Raw genomic sequence first — 18,039 nt, forward strand, 5'->3', positions numbered from 1 at the left:
CACGGCACACGGCCTCAAGTTCACCGAATTCAAGGTCGGCTACCACGAAAAGAAGCTCGAGAACATCTGCTCCAAGTACGCGAACCCCGTGTTCAAGGCTCCGGCAGACCTCGGCGCCGTCATGGACATCTTGAAGAAAGAAATGGCAGAGAGAAGGCGCTAATAGCGTCATCCTGACGCCGCTAGCAATTGTCATCCCCGCTGTCATTCTGGAGCGAAGCGATAGAATCACGGGGATCTCCTTTTTAGCAGCAATTACAGAAAAGAACCCGACATCAAGTCGGGCTCTTTTTTTTAGTTTGTACAGAATAAAAAGTCAAAATTATTTTATGCCATCATATCTCACACCTTCCATTTTTTTTACAAATGGATATAATTTCCATGAAACGCAGTAATATGCAAACCTCGATGATTTATTATAAACATAAAATTTTTGCGGCTGACAATAAGTGTTATTTTCCACAACAATTGCCACCTCAACCTCCGTGAGATCAGGCAAATGCAATTCATCAATAAGATCCCAATAAGTATTTTCACGCTTACCCACTTCTTTCGTAAGTCTTTCCCCTTGCGTTTTTGGATCATCAGGAGATCTCCACCGAACCCTCAACTTAGCCGGGTCATTCAAGACTCCTTTTTTTAAAACAATTCTTTTCGCATGGTTTTCTGGAGCCTTAAAATTCACCTTAGACACAAGCGAAAAATTTTCTTCTTTTTCTTCAACTATATTAATAGTAACGTCCGAATTAACAACATTTCTTAAATGCTCTAAATAAAGAAATTCGAAACTGCGCTGTAACAAATTTCTGCGGTTTGTTACCACCAAACGAATTGTGCACCTCTTCCATTGCTGAAATGAATTCCGAATATCCCCCAGATTAATCGTCAGTGTTTGACCTTTACGCAAGCCAGACGATTTCCAATTATTTACGATATCTGCAGAACCAGAGGATAGCGTAACTATTTTTCCATCAACGAGCAAATTTACGTTATAAGATTCATTACCATTATTCGTTAAATAAATTTTTTTTACAATATCCATCAGAATACACTCTCTATCATAGTTTATTTGTATCTAACTTAACATAACTTTTTTTTCAAAAAAACACCAAAAGTAATCATTATTTTACGCAATATATTTGTTTTTCACATCTCTTGTATGCAATATTTTATGCAAATTCATCCAAAAATGTTTAATTTACTAAACATTTACTTTATTACTTTTTATTTATTATATTACTTTGTTAGTCGCTATCTTTTACTAAACCTTCCCAATTTACATACTATATGAGCAACGAGCAGAACAAAGAAAATATCACCGAAGGGACCTCCAACCCTATTTCAACAATAGCAGAAATATTAAAGTTCGCCGGTGAAATAATACTTTCCTCAGAAGAAAAAAAACGATTCAGAGGATTTTTCTACAAAAATAAGAACTCAATGCCTCCAGGCCTTTAACGATTTTATCGACGCCATCAGTACGTGGAAATCCGACGAAAGCGACAATTCCGAAACCAATGCGTTAGGAATTATCAGCAGCCTTCCCAGCAATATTGAAAAAAATAATATTTCCAAAAACACATCAAACACAAACAATTCCGCAACAAGCAAAAAGCGACTGTTATCAATTCCAATCAACAAACAACTTGATTTAGAAATCCTCAAGTTCAGCAACTCCGCTATCGACCTCGAAATCGAAGATAAAGATTTCATCGCTTATCTCAGGACAGCCTTTACCGTCGACATCAAAGGAATCACCCTATCGCTCTCCAATTGTGGCGTCGGAATAAGGTTTAAATCGCTACTAGACCAAAGCAAATCCACAAATATCGAAGCCATCCTCAAATACCCCAATGGAATCGGCATAGGCATAGACGTGAATGCCGTAAAAGGTGCCGGCATTATTCAATGGGAAAAAAATCGATTTTCCAGTGCCGTAGAACTAACAATTCTCGAAAAATTCAGCGCAAGCACAATGTTTGTCATCGCCACCAAGCCATTCTCGCTCATGGCGGCGCTTAACACCGAATTCAACCCGGGGATCCAAATTGGAATGGGATTTGCCATTACAGGCATTGGAGGCTCCCTAGGCATAAACCGAGGCTTGGACGTCGACAATTTGACCAACGCCGTTTACGATGGAAGCCTTTCCTCCATCCTTTTTGTAAGGGACATCAAGAAAAACTTCGACAAAGTCCTTGCAAACGTAGATAAATTCTACCCCATAAGGGACGGGCAGATGTATTTCGGACTGCTCGCCCAAATTACCTGGGGAACAAAAGCCCTTTTCAAGGCGGATGTCGGTCTATTTATCCAGGCTCCAGAACCGCTAACCATCATCCTTGCCGGCGTTATCCATGTAAAAATCAAAGAATCGTTGGACAAGCTACTTGCAATCAATGCAGACTTCATCGGAGCAATCCAGTTTGATAAAGGAATTTCTCTTGACGCATCTTTGTTCGACTCCCAAATCGTCGGCTTAGACTTGTATGGCGACATTGCGATGCGCATTTACTGGGGTGGCGAAACCAAGGGATTCGTCCTTACCGTCGGAGGATTCCATCCACAATACAAGCCGGATTCAGGATTCAACCTTCCCGCCTTAAAACGCGTCGGCCTAAAATTGGATTACAAAATCCTCAAGATGTCGCTCGACACCTACTTTGCAATAACATCGAATACAGTGCAATTCGGGGCAGCCTTCTTTATGTGTATTGGCTGGGAAAAATTTGGCATTACAGGCAACGCCGCTTTCAACGCCTTGTTCCAATTCAATCCCTTCGCCTTTACGGTCGACATGTCCGCCGGCCTCGCCGTAAAACTTGGCCGTTGTACACTTTGCGGCATCTCGCTCGCATTCGAGCTGTCCGGTCCCGCTCCATGGCATGCCAAGGGCTGTGCTGAATTTTGGGTCGTCATTAAAATCAAGGTCAATTTCAACCTTACATGGGGTAAAACGAACAAAGGCCAAGCCATTGCCCCCACCAATGTATACGCCTTGTTCCACGATGAATTCTCCAATAAGGAAAAAGAGAAATCAAACTGGACAGTAATCTCGTCTGACCAGACAGACAACATGGTTACCCACATATCTTTCGATAACCTCGGATTAATCATCGCACCAAACGATACCATAGTATTCAACCAAACAGCCGTACCATTCGACCAAGACATGGATTTTTACGGAGAAAGCAAGATAGACGATTTTTGCAAGTTGGAACTGGAGAACGTCTATATCGGAGATGCCCCAATTAAAGAATTAAAAAAAGAGAAATCCTCTTTTGCGCCCAGCCTCATAACAAAAATGAGTGACAAAGAAAAGCTCTCAAAAAAATCCTACGAAAATATGAATAGCGGATTCCAAGCAGGCGACATATTCCAAAAAGTCTCCGGAAAAATTGAAGAAAAAGAAATAAAAAAAGAAAAGAATTACATGACAAGTTCTGCCGAATTCGAACGCTGGAAAAATGGAACATCAAAAAACAAAAACATTAATATTCATAAAATCGTCAATCGAGCCACTCAACCCATGGCCACATCAAAAAAATTCAGCATAGAAAACCGAATAAAAAACATCAAAACGTCTCAAGCCAAAGATTCTACGCGCACAGAGAAAGAGGTATTTCCCAGTATTATAAGGGTTATTCAGGAAACAACGAAGAATCTGCCCCAAAAAGATTCTTCAGAAAGTCTTCGTCCCCCCAAAAAAGGCATAACCTTAAAGGCTTCGTACAACAGGAGTTCCGTCGGCATCGAAAGATACATCAAACAGATGAACGAATTAATCCGCATCAAACCTTAAACGAATTAAATCTGAGCAACGATAGAATTTTGCCAAAACAAGAGTCCCTTATGAACAACCAAACCTATTTTTCTCCCTGGGTTAGAAAAGGCTTAGGCCTCCACATTAACGAAAAAGATCTTCTTGGTCTAGATTGCCAAAACTCTCTAATAAAGAATCGTCCAACAGTTACTGTATCGGCAGAAATCTGCGGATACAAAGACAAAGAGGGAAAAGTAAAAGAAACAAGATACGAAAGCAAGGAAATCAGCATTGCAGGCCCTGGCGATGTATTGAATATCACAACCAAAGCTATTAAACACGTATTTCCTGAATCGAGTAACGGGACAATTGTCGTAAATCATCGTCCATACATCGAATTTTGGGAACCCGATTTTGCCTGGCGCTATACCCCAGCTTGCGCCAATGAAGGCAATCTGCGCCCATGGATCGCACTCGTTGTTTGCGAAGAGGGCAAATACAATATCGAGCAAAACAAAGTCACATTCGTTGTAGACTCAGAAGAAGAATACAAAAAAATATTCCCAGACCCAAAGGAAATCTACAAATCAGCACACGCACAAGGCGACTCCGATGAAGATGTAACCTTTTGCCGCATCCTTTGCCTAGGGGGGGCCTCTTTTAAAGAGGAAAATTCCATTTTTGGAAAAGAATCAAAATATTTCAGAGCTTTTCTTATTCCAGTCTTCGAAGTCGGACGCCTCAGAGGGCTAGGTTATAGTGAAGATATTTTGAGTACAACCCCAGCCCAAGCCCCCGCTTGGGAAGAATCTTGGGCAAGACAAAAAGGAAAGAAAGATTCCTTAGTTTTTCCCTTTTATTACTCATGGACTCTCCAGCCCAAAGGAAAATCGTTTAATCAACTGGTTCAAGAACTAAAGCCTAATAATGATGTTGAAGATGGAATCTACATCGATGTTACCGCCCTAGGAGAGGGGCTTTCGTGTAAATCAAGCGATACCCCTCAAAAAAACGGAACCATCTGCATGCCAGCCGCTTTAGGGCCAACAAGCGACAATCCCGAAGAAGCATTTCCATCACAGGGAACTAATCTTTACAAAAATTTGAAAAATTTACTATCCAGGAACCCAGTCTTTAGCGAGAACAAAGAAATAATAAACGAAATAAGTTACAACGCAGAAAAAGACAATGAAGATCCTTGGATCGTTCCTCCCGTATACGGAGCTAAACACGTTCTTGCGACATCTTTAGAAAGTAACGATACCCCCCCGTGGTTAAAGCAAATCAACCTAGATTTGCACCATAGGGCGGCTGCAGGGCTCGGAAAAAAAGTGGTACAAAGGCACCAAGAAGAGTTCGTACACCGAGCCTGGGAACAAGTCGAATTTGTAAAGAGCATAAATGCCGACTTAAACCAAAAGATGCTCAGCGTAAATGTTCAGAAATCCATACAGAAGCATAACTATAAATGGTTAGAATCAGAGGCAGACAAAAAGAAGTTATTAGCAAGGCTGATAATGAACCTTCCGCTCATGCGAGATGTGGGCTCCGGAAGCGATGAAAATAGCTCCAGCTCCATTTCAAAAATTCTCACCAAAAAAGGAATTCCCCAATCCTTTGCAACTACATCATTTTTAAGAAGAACTGGAGATATCTTTAAACACAGCAAAGAAGATACAACCGAAACCAGTTCCCTAATGGAAAGAATCGCCGAAAATCAAACGTACACCATTCCAGTTGCCAAAGACTTGATAAAAGCGCCATCCTTTAGTGATTTAACAAATTTCTTTTCAAAGCTAGTAAGGCTTCTTGACAAAAAGGAAGGCCTTCTCAACACTGCTGAAATATTTTCAAAATTTTCATGCGCAAGTTTCAACCGCCAGGATTTTGGGCAATACAATAGCGCATTTTCCATCAGGACAATGATGTCATTTTCCAACAAAACTTCCTCCAGTTCCGATAGTATGTACGCACTCTGGGATAGGTCTAATTGTGCAGGAGAAGACAACAATGCGGCACACATGTCATTCGATACCGCTAGATTTAATTCATCGGTAGGATGGATAAAGAAGAAAGGAAAGAGTAGTATAAAGGACTACAGGGAGCCTCGAAATATTTATCTTGGCAAAGGTTCTTCCCCACAGCCTATAAATAATGGAGACAACTATGATGTCATCGCTTTGGAAACATCCAAATTCAAAAAGACTTTTCCAAAAGCAACCAAATCTATTGTTAGAATTCAGGACAAAGATAAGGATATTTGCCTCCTCTTTGTAAACAGGGATGAAATACAAAAGCAAAACAGCCCAATAAAAAAATTCTTTATGCTGTATGATAAAGAAAAAAAAGAAATAAAAATGCCATCCCGATATCCATCCAAAGATGAGTGGAAAAAAGAAGCCCAGACAAAGCTCTGCAATGGGGAAAACAACTCTGAGGTTCGAATCTATTTAGAATACTTATACTGTTACTATTTTAATCCATCCTACATTCTCGCCGATGCAGAACTCATTTCAAACACCGAATTTGTTGAAGACTTTAATATTCAGGTCATTCACAATTCTCTGGTATCACTTTGGAGTAAAATTCAATCTATCAAGCAGAGTAGTCCTAGCAGCAGTTCAAACAACAATGGCAACAACAATGATAACGAGAACGAAACGAATGCAAAAATTGAAATACTTGTCAAAAGTTTGATAAACTCTAAAACCAACGAATATATTAATAAAAAGATTGAGAAATACTTCAATATATTCTTGAACAATCCAGAATCAATCAAGAAATATAAAGCAAGCCTTTCAACATCCAAATACCCCATTATGGCCTATCCGATTTTCCCGGAGCCAACCTATTACTACCTAAAAGCAATTTCTGACGAATTTATTTTACCGGGAATTGATGACATTGAAAACAATACAATATCAATGTTCAAAAACAATCCAACCTTTATCGAATCATTCCTTTGCGGAATGAATACAGAAATGGGCAGAGAATTGCTATGGAGAGAATACCCGACAGATCAACGAGGCTCCTATTTCTGCAAATTTTGGGATACAGACGTAAGCATTGATGACATCAAAGACGATAACTACTTTGATGTAAAATCGCTACATGATTGGAAAAATGATATCGGACATAATCATCTTGGCAATAAAGGCGATCTGCTTGTTTTTGCAATAAGGGGAGATTTGATGAAAGCCTACCCCGACACAAAAATAACCCTCAGAAAAGCTTATTACGACGCCACTGCACATAACGAATTAAAACTCGTGACAGACGATAACCTTCCCGACAATATACTTGAGCCTACATCACAAGCTTTCATTCGAGACGACATCTACATTGTAAGTTTCGATATAAGCCCAGACGATGCCATCGGCACATTCAATACAAACCGCAATATAAATAGCGGATACTTTTTGTCCTTTGAAAAAAACATCGAAAATACCGAGTTCAAAGCAAAAGTTTCTCCATCTAGCAATTTGTCCAATGCAGCCCTATTCGCAACAGAACATTTAGTAACAGCCGAAATCTACAACATACACGTCTCAACCTTAATCAGTGAATAGCAAAATGAGCGACATACAAGAATTTGACAAAATCCTTTCAAAGATTCCTCAAACATCCCCCCTGTTTCTCTTTCCCTTGAGACTGGAGACACATTTTAGCCCTAGTAATCCAGGAAAGAAAAAACAGCTTCGCGTCAGGATTATCCCCGACGAAGCGCTTTTGAAATATAAAAAAGAGTCCTTGACATCCGATGAAAAAGAAGACGGGACATTCTTCTGGTTCCAGTGGTATATTGCAAGCGGTGATGAAGAACGCGAATATGAAGCATGGGAGAATCTTTGTTCTAAGTATCCCGTCCACCGAGCGGCATGGATTTGCAGAACTTTAAGGCCAAAAGATATAGTAAACTATCGAAAAGGTGGTGTCCAATTTGGCAATCGTCCATATGTCGGGATGGAAGAAATTGAAAAAAAATGCTCAGCTATATACGAGACACTCGAAAAAATCTCATTCAATGAGCTTGACGATGTAAAAAAAACAGAAAATACAAAAAGTAACTTCGAAATTCAAATTAATGAAAATCTCGAATCAATCCAAGGTAATATAGGCGACATAACGACATACATAAAAAAGCGCAAATTTATCGTTGATTATCTTTGTGACACAGTTTATAACATGGCCGTTTATTTAAATCAGCGCCTTGATTATTACGAAATTATCTACCAAAAACACCCAGATTTAAAATCGACCAATTCTATTCAACTATGGGATGCCGACTACAGTCTTTTAAATGCGGTTAAGGAGGATGTTAAAGACCTTATCAATAAATTAATCGATAAGAAAAAATCTCTTTCAGATGTAATCAATCAGTGCCGAAAAGACAATCCCAATTTTTTCCCAAATTGCCAAGTCGACGATAACCCAAATTCAAACTTTAATTTTCCAACAGCCGAATTATTTCCCAATCAATTCTTATTTATCGGAGAAACCAAAACAGATAAAAAGATTATCTACAAATTGTCCAAGTATAAAGTCAAAAAAGATTGCATAAGCACCTTTTTTGACTTACAAAAAGATACTCTTAATCAAGAAGCAACCGAGCTAGAATTTGACGAAAAAGCCAAATGGCTTGTCGATTATAAAGCCGCCGAAGACATGGGGATGGCGATAACAATTGACCTTGACGATTCCGTCAAAGGGTTCAATTTTATCTATGTGCTAGGAATAAAAGAAGAATACTCTAGCGATACTTTTGAAAAGTTATTTAATGGGCACAACTACAATACATCTTCGCTTCAATTTATTCCCGCCCGTACCAAGACAAATATTGTCGAAAAGGATTCATGCGCATCAGAATCTCTCAGTGAAGAAGATTTGATGCGTAAACGCTACGAAATCGAAGTCAACGACTATTACATAAACGAAAAAAGAAATGATGCAAACGTCATTTCAGAATTATTTGCAGGAGAAAACATCTATAACAATTGTTTTGGACACATCGCAAACTTTGACTTAAAGCAGGATCATGAAACAGGGCAAGCATACAGTCTCCTTTGGACGGTCTTAAATGAATCAGAAATTATTGCATCGTTTAACAAAGACATCTATTCTTTCCTTAAACACTTTATAAAAAACAATCTTCGAGCCTGCGGGAAATTTCCCTCTATAAGAATTGACAATCTCCCGTACGGAATCCTTCCCGTATCGGACTTTCAAAGAATCTGTAACGATTTTTACAAGAATCGAAAAATAATCTTCAAGACACGCACATTTGCGGAAGCAGGATTTTTATTAAACGATTTGGTTGCCTTAGCAAACAAATGGAAAGATTTACGCAACAAGGAACAGATTTCAGCCCCCTTCAAAGGAAACAACGCAGAAAAAGACTACCTTAAGATGGCAGGGCAAACGCCCTATTCCATTTCATTTTCTGAAAGAAAACTCATCCATTCGCCTTTATTAGAAGAAAATACACCAGATAAATTAAATTCGACAACAAGTCAGTTTTCACAAAAAATATTTGGACAAAGCAGTATTTTCAACGAATTAATTAGTCGTAAATTATTTTCTGCCGAACCAATCAAAGAGGCGGTCAATGAATATTTAGACGAATCCGGCAATTCAGAAATTTTTGAGAAAAACGAAATAACAAAAAAATTAATAAGAGCCTTAACAACAGGAGAAAACAAATTCACCGACGACATCGAAGTCGCAAAAAAATACGTTGGTGAATTCCTTGACCTTTTTACATACAGAATAGACGCCTGGTTCAGTGGAATTCTCGACTACATCAGGACAGAAAACCGACTTACCCCATCCTTTTTAGGAGCCTATGGTTGGGTTTTCGATTTAAATGAAGGAAATTCAAAGTCCGATAGCGACCACTTTATATTGGCGCCGTCATTACAGCATGCCTTATCTGCTGCTGTTCTAAGAAGCGCTTATACAAAATCAATAAAAGATAAACAAGATAGTCACATTTGTGTCAACCTGTCATCTATGAGAGTACGGCAGGCCTTAAGACTCATAGACGGAATAAAGATCGGCATGTCCATGAGCGTTGTTCTTGGATGCGATTTAGAGCGATATCTGCACGACGCCTCAAATCTATACAATATTGAACTAGACCGTTGTATCATCCCGTTACGAGAGGAATTTCCTCAAATCAACAATATAGACTCTCAAACAGATGAAGCACATAGCTATATAATGCAAGTCATTAATGGGGAAGCGCTGCTTGATACTATAATCAATCATAAAAATTGGAAATGGGAACAGACAACCTCCAAATGGTTAGAAACAAACGAAGGTTCTATTAATTGGATAAGAGGTCTTGATCTTAAAGACGAGAAAGAGAAGAGCGCTTTCTTCAAAATCATAGAACGCTTGATGGATTCTTATGACGCATTGAACGATTTATTGCTTTCAGAGGGTGTTCATCGTCTGGTTATGGGCGACAAGGAATCATTTGCTGCCATTGGCAATTTTATCGCTACAGGTGAGGGGGGAGTTCCAGAACCAGAACTCCTAAAATTCCCTAGTGAAAAAGTCGTTGTTGCGCATAAGGCCGGTCTTATTCTTCCACAATCAAAGAGCGAAATTTCAAGCAAGCCCTTGTGTATGGCAGACCCCGCCATAGACGGCTGGATAGATTCTATTTTGGGTGATACAGCCAACATCTATTTCACCATCAATGGAGGAGCATGTACCCTCGCAGATTTAAATATTTCTGCAGCAGAATACCTTTACCTTTCGGCAAACCCGCAAGCATTCAACAAATACCTTGAAATATGCTGGCGAATCAAGAACAATAAATTCAATAGCGAGCCGATTGAATTCACCGAAAGCCCCATTGATCTTGAAGCACAAGATATGGGCACTCGCCTGAGCCTCGAAGAAGACGCCCTCAGAATAGAGACCCTTCGCAAGATAATCAAGGCCGGACGAAGCCTAAAGCCATCGGATTTGCTGAATCCAGACGAGAACAATATAACAGACGAAGACTATATTGACTCTAATGATTTAGAAAAACGATTCAATACAATCGCACAAAAAGCCAAAGACCTTCACAAGGAATTGAAAAAATGGTTGGATGAGAATAAGAGCGCAGCTCAACTTGACGAGAATGCCATCCGTCGTGCATACGAGCTCCTCTGCAATTGCTATGAACTCGGCATGGTGAACAGCCTCATCGAGTACAAGACGGATATTTTCAATTCCGAAGAATCAAAGGCCTTGCTGCATCAATATGTAGAAGACGCAATGAACGATTTAGATATCAATTCGAAATCGAAGAATCGAATTCTCTCTGCAATCGAACAATTCGAATCTAAGGATTACGTTTCTGCCATTCAGACGCTCACATTGAAAAACGCAAAAGTATTCCCGCTGTTTAAACTTCCTCCAAACAATTTGGGAATTGATAACGACATTGCGGATGACTTTTCAAAAATTCAAAATACAGACAAAGATTCCTTCGAAAAATGGGAAGACGAAATTGCCGAAGTCCGCAGCGGCATGAAGGAAATACACAACCTCTCCATGTTCCAGACGGCTCTTGAAAAGGATGTCGGGAAAATCTCTATTTTACAGAATACAAAAAAGACTGATGACGAGAGCAAAAAATGGTATTGGATGGGAGCTGCGGTCAAAGACGAAAAATACCTAACAGACGCCGATTCCCTAATCCTATACAACACGGGTTCCTATGAATGTGGAAACAATTACAATTCCGGATTCATCTTTGATTCCTGGATAGAATACATACCATATAAGAAGCACAACGCAGGCCTAGTTTTCCATTGCGACAAACCGGACAATGAAGCTCCGCAGGCACTCCTATATGCGATGTATCCGAGCGTAGTTCCATCTAGCCAAGAAACATGGAATTTTGATTCCTTAAAGGAAATCCTAGACACAACCCGATTCATGATGATGAACCGCGCCGTAGAACCGGATATGATTTACAAAGACATGGAACTATCAAGAATATTCCCCTTGATTAAGCAAAAATAGGCAACCAGGAAGAGGACTCTATTATGGCAATTGACGAAAAGAACAATGGCGCATACGCTTTTATCACGAACACAAGCCATCTTGAAAGTACCATAGAAAAATATATAAAGAAAACTGGCGATACCGAAATCTGGTCGAGAATCGAGCCCAGGACTAGGAACAACAACTACGACAACGCCCTTTCCTTCGAGGTATTCGACCCTCTTTGGATGCTTACCCGCCAGTGGCAATACGGACGTTTTCAAGGAAACGATTGCGGCACACCTGTACAAATGAAGATTAAAACAAGCCGCAAAAAAATCACCCAGCTGCAATATAAAAAAGCAGATGGAGAATGGGCTTCAAAGCCCTACAGTACGGAGCGTCCGACAGAATACGATGTCGAAAAACAAGATTACGACATCACACCGTACGTGCGTGTAGAATCCGCGATGCAGTTGACAAAAAAGCTCAAGGCCAGAGGACTTTCCAATTTAGTTCCTCAGTTAAAAAATAAATATCCATTAGAAATTGCTTTCAAAGGCGACGCCCTTGAAGAACTCAAAACAAAAAACAACAAAACCCTGAAGAAATTTATCGCATTCTATGCAAAGCGTTCTTTCGATGGATATAAAGTATATTGCGAAATCAAGAGCAACAGCATTTATAAAAACATAGCAGGCACCGAATCGGCAAAGGATGAACTAGAAAAATACGCCCAATGGTTTGGCAACAAGTTCCTGCCTAACGAGGCCGACAACAATTACTGGAGCACCGAAAAACTCGGTTACGAAGTCGGCATGAAATTAGACAACACAAAGAATTCCTTGACATATTCCACCGAATGTTACGATTCCGGTACATTATCGTGGTATTCTTTCGACGGATCCGGAGAACTTCCCAAGCCTCTGGAGAGTGAGACAAAAGAATGGACAACCATTCCTACACCGGCGACATTCCCTGGTGCTCCAGCACAAAGGCTCTGGGAATTCGAGGACAGAAAAGTCCAGATGGGCAACAGCGTCCCCGACGAAAGGTTCATATCAGCAGCAACAATGATGCAGTACGTCAGTATGTACGGCAACGACTGGATGATTAGCCCGATAGAAGTCGAAACAGGTACCGTCATCAATGTCAAACAAATCGAGGTCATAGATACCTTCGGCGAACCAAGAGTCATTGATAAAAGCGCTGAAGACATTGACAACAACAAAATAAACACCCCTCCCATCAACCGTTGGAGTTTATTCGGCACAACTAAACCAGACGCTTACAAGAACGATGACTTTTCCATAAACAAGGGACTTGTCTGCCCGCCGACGGTCCTGCGTTGCGAAGAAAGCGCCCCTATCGAAGAAGTGCAGTTCCTTCGCGACGAGATGGCCAACATGGTATGGGGCGTCGAAAACAAGATAAACGACGGCTGCGGCGGCACCATGGACGGCAAGACGCTCTCAGACGCGGTATTCGAAGATGTTGACCGTCATAACGCTCTTGAAAATTCGAACACATCCGAAAAGGCGAAAAACGACGCGAAGTATTCCCTGCTCATCCAGAACAGGGTTCCGCTGAATTGGATTCCGTTCATCCCCGAGCAGAAATCCGACAAGTGCAACATCTTCATGAGACGCGCCAAGATGCCCATTTTCTACAAAAACGAAGACCCCACCAAAGATCCCTACTTGCCGACACGCCCGTCCACCCAGCTTCTGGGTGCAAAGGGGGCCGGAGTTTCGGACAACGAATACAAGCCCTTCCGTATCGACGAAGACCAATTCGGCGGCTATGGCTTCAAGGTCACCAAAACGGCGCAACGCACCCGCTGGTTCAACGGAGAATCCTTCTGCTGGCTGGGCAACCGCAAGACAATCAGCGAATACCAAGCCAACAGCGGGCTGCTCTTCGACGAACTGATCCGCAAATCCGACGGGAAGCAGATAGAAAACCAGAATATCGTGGAAGAAGCCCCGTAACAGCTAACGGCCTCGACATAACACATATAGAAAAGGCCCCGCATTCATCTGCGGAGCCTTTCTCATATTCTCAAGCCCTATCGTGGCGGCCGGCGGCCGCGCTCCAGGGCTACATTACCAGGACTATTTTTTCTTCTTGCGGCGTACGCCCCACTTGTCCTTGATTTCTTCTTCGATCTTCTTCTTCTCGTAACGGACGACCATCTTGAACTGCACCGAGTAAACGCCCGTTCCCACGAAGCGGCCGCGGTGATCCTTGAAGTTCCAGTTCACGAAGATCTTCTTGTCCGAAACAAGGCAGTTTCCACCGAACTTCGGGCTCTTACAGGGCACGATGATGGTCGTATCGTTCACGTACTGTCCCAAGTGGTCGTAGTAGTTCACGACGAACGTGATGAACACCTTCTCCGGATCGAGCGAATCGAGCACCGTCGGGTCTACCGTACCGTCCGCAGAAATCTGCGCGCGGTCGAGGAGTTGCGGCACGAAGCGTTCACCCAGCTGCACCAGCTGTCCGAGCGCCCCTTCCTTCTCCATGTCTTCCTTGGTCGTGGAGCCGTCCATGTAGCGCAGGTTCACGGAGCTCAGGGTACGCAGCACTTCATCCTCGCCATCGAAGGTACCCATGTTGGTCGCCTCGACAAGGTGGTTCAGCAGGCCTGCGATAACAACCGGGCTCGGCTTTTCGCCGGCGACGTTGCCGAAGTTATCCTGGATGACGCTCTTCGCGCCCTTCACCACCATGAGCGAGTCACCCGGGAGGATAGTGGAGACGCTGCCATCGATGATGAGCTTCGCGCTCAGGCCGTCGGCAGCCCAGTCGATTCCCTTCGGGGTGATATCGATGGTATCCTTGCCGTGGATGTAGCGGAAGAAGTCATCGCCCTTCAAATCCTTGTACTTGATGGTTTCAGAGAAGTACACGATAAGCGTATCGGCCTTGTTCCCATAGCTGAGGGTAACGCCAGCGACCACCGGCGACATCTTGTCGACAAGCGGTGCGGCCTCTTCGCTCACGAACGTCTGTCCCAGCACGTCGTAGTAGCTGAAGATGGTCGCGTTCGGCAGAGATTCGCTGATGCTCGTCACGCCCTTCGCGATCGGGGTCGTAGAATGCACTTCCCACACAAGGCGCGTGGAATCCTTGCCGTCGAACTTCATGTCGGAGGGCTGAGCCTGCAGCTGGATGAGCATGCCGCGTTCGCTGTACCACGGGAACGTCGCATAAATCATGTCCTTTTCCTTGGCACTCAGCGCTTCGCTGAAGTTGGTAACGATATGATCGAGCACGCCGTCGCCATCCTCGTCCCTGTACTCGACGTCAACAACGGCGGGCAGGCGGTCCATGACGGTCACCGGCACTTCGCGGTCGTATTCGTCGGAAGTCACGTAGCGAAGGTTGCTGAACTGTACCTGCGGGTGCAGCGAGACGCTGTCGCGGTCGTTGCCCTTGAGGCCCATCTTCTCGCCCACGAGGATAACCATGTTCCTGGTCGGCATGTACACGTTGGTAATCTGGTCCAGATCGAAGCCGTAGCGCTTAGCATCTTGCTTGAGCATCACGAGCAGTTCCGGCGTCGAGAGGTCCTTCGGGATGATGTCGATGTTGAACTCGATAAACAGGGAGTCCTTGCCTCTCGTATTGCGGATGGCGAAGGCATCCTTGATGACGTGGCTGCCGACCTCGACAATTCCCGTCTCGCGGATGTAGGTCGAGCCGTCATGCACGCTGGTGTAGGTGATGATGGCGATGGCATCCTCCGGGAACTTCTCCGGGAACGTCAGGTCTTCCACCTTCAGGGATATGCGGTCGCGGGAATCGTTCAATGTGGGTTTGTGCTTCGTCCTGAGCGTATCGCCGTTCACCACGAGCGCCACGGAGGCCACCTCGAGATCCGCGATCACGGAATCCTTCAGCACGATTTCCACGTAATCCAAGCCATCGAGGCCATCGGAATCCTTGATGTAGCCAAGTTCCGCATCCGGAATCGGGTCGTAGAAGTTGATGTTATCGATAATGACGGTCGTATTGCTCACGGGGTCATGCACGATGATGGAGCCGCCCTGGATGACGCTGTCCGCAGTCACCCAGATGGTAATGGAGCCGTCGGCGTTCACCCTGATAGTGTCGTTCGGATTCGGGTTCGTGGGGTCAATCAGGATAAGGCCCGAGCCCGTCGCGAACGTGAGGCTATCCAGGTTGGTGCCGAAGTATTCGGCAACCTTCGCGGAATCGAGCGTGAGAGCCACCACCTGGCCCACCTGGGCGGAATCCAGTCCGGAATTCACGCGCAGGTCAAGCTTGAGCCCGGTCGGGTTGTTCTCTTCCATGTAGTAGTTCTCGCCGATCTTGATGAAGCCAGTACCGCTACCGGAATCCACCGGCAAGAGCACCGTGGCCGAAGCGACAAGGGAATCGCCCTTCTCGTACTTGTCATCGGACGGGTAGAAGTCGATGCCACCACTGCTGGAGAGGTCGTAGTCTTCGAACCCGACATACACTCTCGAGGAACTAGAGCTGTTTTCGATATCTTCGGCACCGGTCTGCCTGCTGGAAGAGGTACCCGGGTTGCTGCCGGAAGAAGTTCCCGGGTTGCCGCCGGAAGAATTGCCGTTATTGCCGCTGGAATTGCCCGGATTATCGTTGGACGAACCAGGGTTGTTGCCGCTGGAGTTGCCCGGATTATCGTTAGACGAACCAGGATTGCTGCCGCTGGAGTTGCCCGGATTGTCGTTAGACGAACCGGGGTTGCTGCCGCTGGAGTTCGGGTTGTCGTTGGACGAACCGGGGTTGCTGCCGCTGGAGTTCGGGTTGTCGTTGGACGAACCAGGGTTGTTGCCGCTGGAGTTGCCCGGATTATCGTTAGACGAACCAGGATTGTTGCCGCTGGAGTTGCCCGAAGAAGAGGACTTCACGCTGCTGCTAGACTTCACGCTGGAAGAGGATTCCTGGTAAGTGATACGCGAAGAACTGAAACCGACGCTGCTGCTGTACTCTTCTTCGTCAGAACCGGTATTCGCACCCGTACGGACAACACCCGCGCCCGAAAGGGGAGCAAGGTCATCGAGGTAGTTGTCAATCCACTGCACATGCACGAGCACGTTGTCGTTAATTCTCTTGTTCGGATTCGCCGCATAGTCCACGAACACAAGGTGGCCCGTATTGCTAGCCACAAAAAGGTGTCCCATGCCGTCGACGGTACCCTGGTCGAGTCGCCAACCCACATCGGGGGTTCTCGGCTGGGTCAGGTTGGCCGAAGATTCAACGAAGAAATAGTCACGCAGGTCAATGAATGCGACCACTTCCGCCTTCATCTTGCCGCCCTGCTTGTAGGGCTTGATCTGCACGATGCGCGCGCCACCAAATACGAAGATGGTCTCGGAATACGGGTCGTACGTACCGCCATGCGCACCTTCGAGGGAGTCGATGAGGATGGTCGTACCGAGTTTGGTAATGACGGAATCGCCGACTTCACCGCCGATAGTATTCTTATTACTGTTGGTCACCTTGGTCCAAGTAGTATCGGTGATGTAGCCGAAGTAGGCACCAGCCCTGCGTTCATTCTTGGAGCGATCGGAGCACAGTTTTCCCTGGGAATTAGCCTCGCATCCACCGCCAAAATAGTCGGAATACGTGAAGAAGGCGTTGCCGTCCTTGTCCCAGACAAGCGTAGCGAGTTTATCCTTCTGCAATCTGTCCGTAGACTTCGGAACGAGTTCCACCTTGTAGCCCTTGTCCGCAAAGTTCTTCCTTTCGGGGTGAGTCTTGTCGATCTTGGTCGAGAACCTGTAGAGGTAGCCGGGGATACCCGCCGCCCAGAGCCATTCCTGGGTCGGGTCCATCATCAAGTGCCAGAAACCTTCCGTACTTGTCGCCGGGGTGGCCGTCTTCACGACGCAATGGCCGCCTTCCTTCTTCGCGGTCTTGCTCACCTTGTGGATGTTAACGCCCTGAGCCGCAACCAGGAGGTCGCCATCCGGGTGGTGCACGATACCGTCGGCACCCGCCATACCGTCGCCGGAGGTACAAAGAGTTTCCTTGCTGAGCAGCTGCAAATAACCCGCACCATCATAATAATAGTTCAGGTCCTTCACGCGGTCATCCTGACTATACTTGGTATAGTACAGCGTAGCCTTCGTGGAAGCGTGCGGCACGATATCGCCCACCTGCTGAATCCAGATACCGACCGCCGGGTTCTCCGGCGGCGCCATATTGCCCGCAGCCATGGTAAATCCACAGCACAGCGCTACGGTCAGTAATGTTTTCGACGTCGTTTTCATTGCGCTATCCTCCGGTAA

At 44.5% G+C, this 18,039-nt stretch carries 7 protein-coding genes; 5 read left to right on the top strand and 2 right to left on the bottom strand.

Annotated elements, in window-relative coordinates; translation table 11 throughout:
* Positions 1-322: 322 nt before the first annotated feature.
* Positions 323-1,042: a hypothetical protein gene (locus tag IK012_RS01265; protein WP_290949515.1), complete on the bottom strand. Its 720-nt coding sequence runs from the start codon at positions 1,040-1,042 to the stop codon at positions 323-325.
* Positions 1,043-1,287: 245 nt separating this feature from the next.
* On the opposite strand from IK012_RS01265, the gene IK012_RS01270 reads away from it, so the two are divergent.
* The 5 genes from IK012_RS01270 to IK012_RS01290 all read left to right on the top strand — a co-directional run bounded on the left by IK012_RS01270 (position 1,288) and on the right by IK012_RS01290 (position 13,740).
* Positions 1,288-1,458 (top strand): hypothetical protein, encoded by a 171-nt coding sequence (locus tag IK012_RS01270; protein WP_290949517.1) that lies wholly within the window; start codon positions 1,288-1,290, stop codon positions 1,456-1,458.
* A 235-nt stretch (positions 1,459-1,693) separates the two neighbouring features.
* Positions 1,694-3,802, top strand: coding sequence for a DUF6603 domain-containing protein (locus IK012_RS01275; protein WP_367273757.1), 2,109 nt, complete (start codon positions 1,694-1,696; stop codon positions 3,800-3,802).
* A 50-nt stretch (positions 3,803-3,852) separates the two neighbouring features.
* Positions 3,853-7,332 (top strand): hypothetical protein, encoded by a 3,480-nt coding sequence (locus tag IK012_RS01280; RefSeq protein WP_290949520.1) that lies wholly within the window; start codon positions 3,853-3,855, stop codon positions 7,330-7,332.
* A complete protein-coding gene (locus tag IK012_RS01285) occupies positions 7,325-11,788 on the top strand; it encodes a hypothetical protein (RefSeq protein ID WP_290949522.1) in 4,464 nt (1,487 codons plus the stop codon). The genes IK012_RS01280 and IK012_RS01285 overlap by 8 nt, the downstream gene beginning before the upstream one ends.
* Before the next feature lie 23 nt (positions 11,789-11,811).
* Positions 11,812-13,740, top strand: coding sequence for a hypothetical protein (locus IK012_RS01290; protein WP_290949524.1), 1,929 nt, complete (start codon positions 11,812-11,814; stop codon positions 13,738-13,740).
* A 123-nt stretch (positions 13,741-13,863) separates the two neighbouring features.
* Here the strand turns inward: IK012_RS01290 and IK012_RS01295 are convergent, their stop codons facing one another.
* Positions 13,864-18,021: a hypothetical protein gene (locus IK012_RS01295; protein ID WP_290949525.1), complete on the bottom strand. Its 4,158-nt coding sequence runs from the start codon at positions 18,019-18,021 to the stop codon at positions 13,864-13,866.
* Positions 18,022-18,039: the final 18 nt, after the last annotated feature.

This window comes from Fibrobacter sp. (assembly GCF_017551775.1).
GTDB lineage: Bacteria > Fibrobacterota > Fibrobacteria > Fibrobacterales > Fibrobacteraceae > Fibrobacter.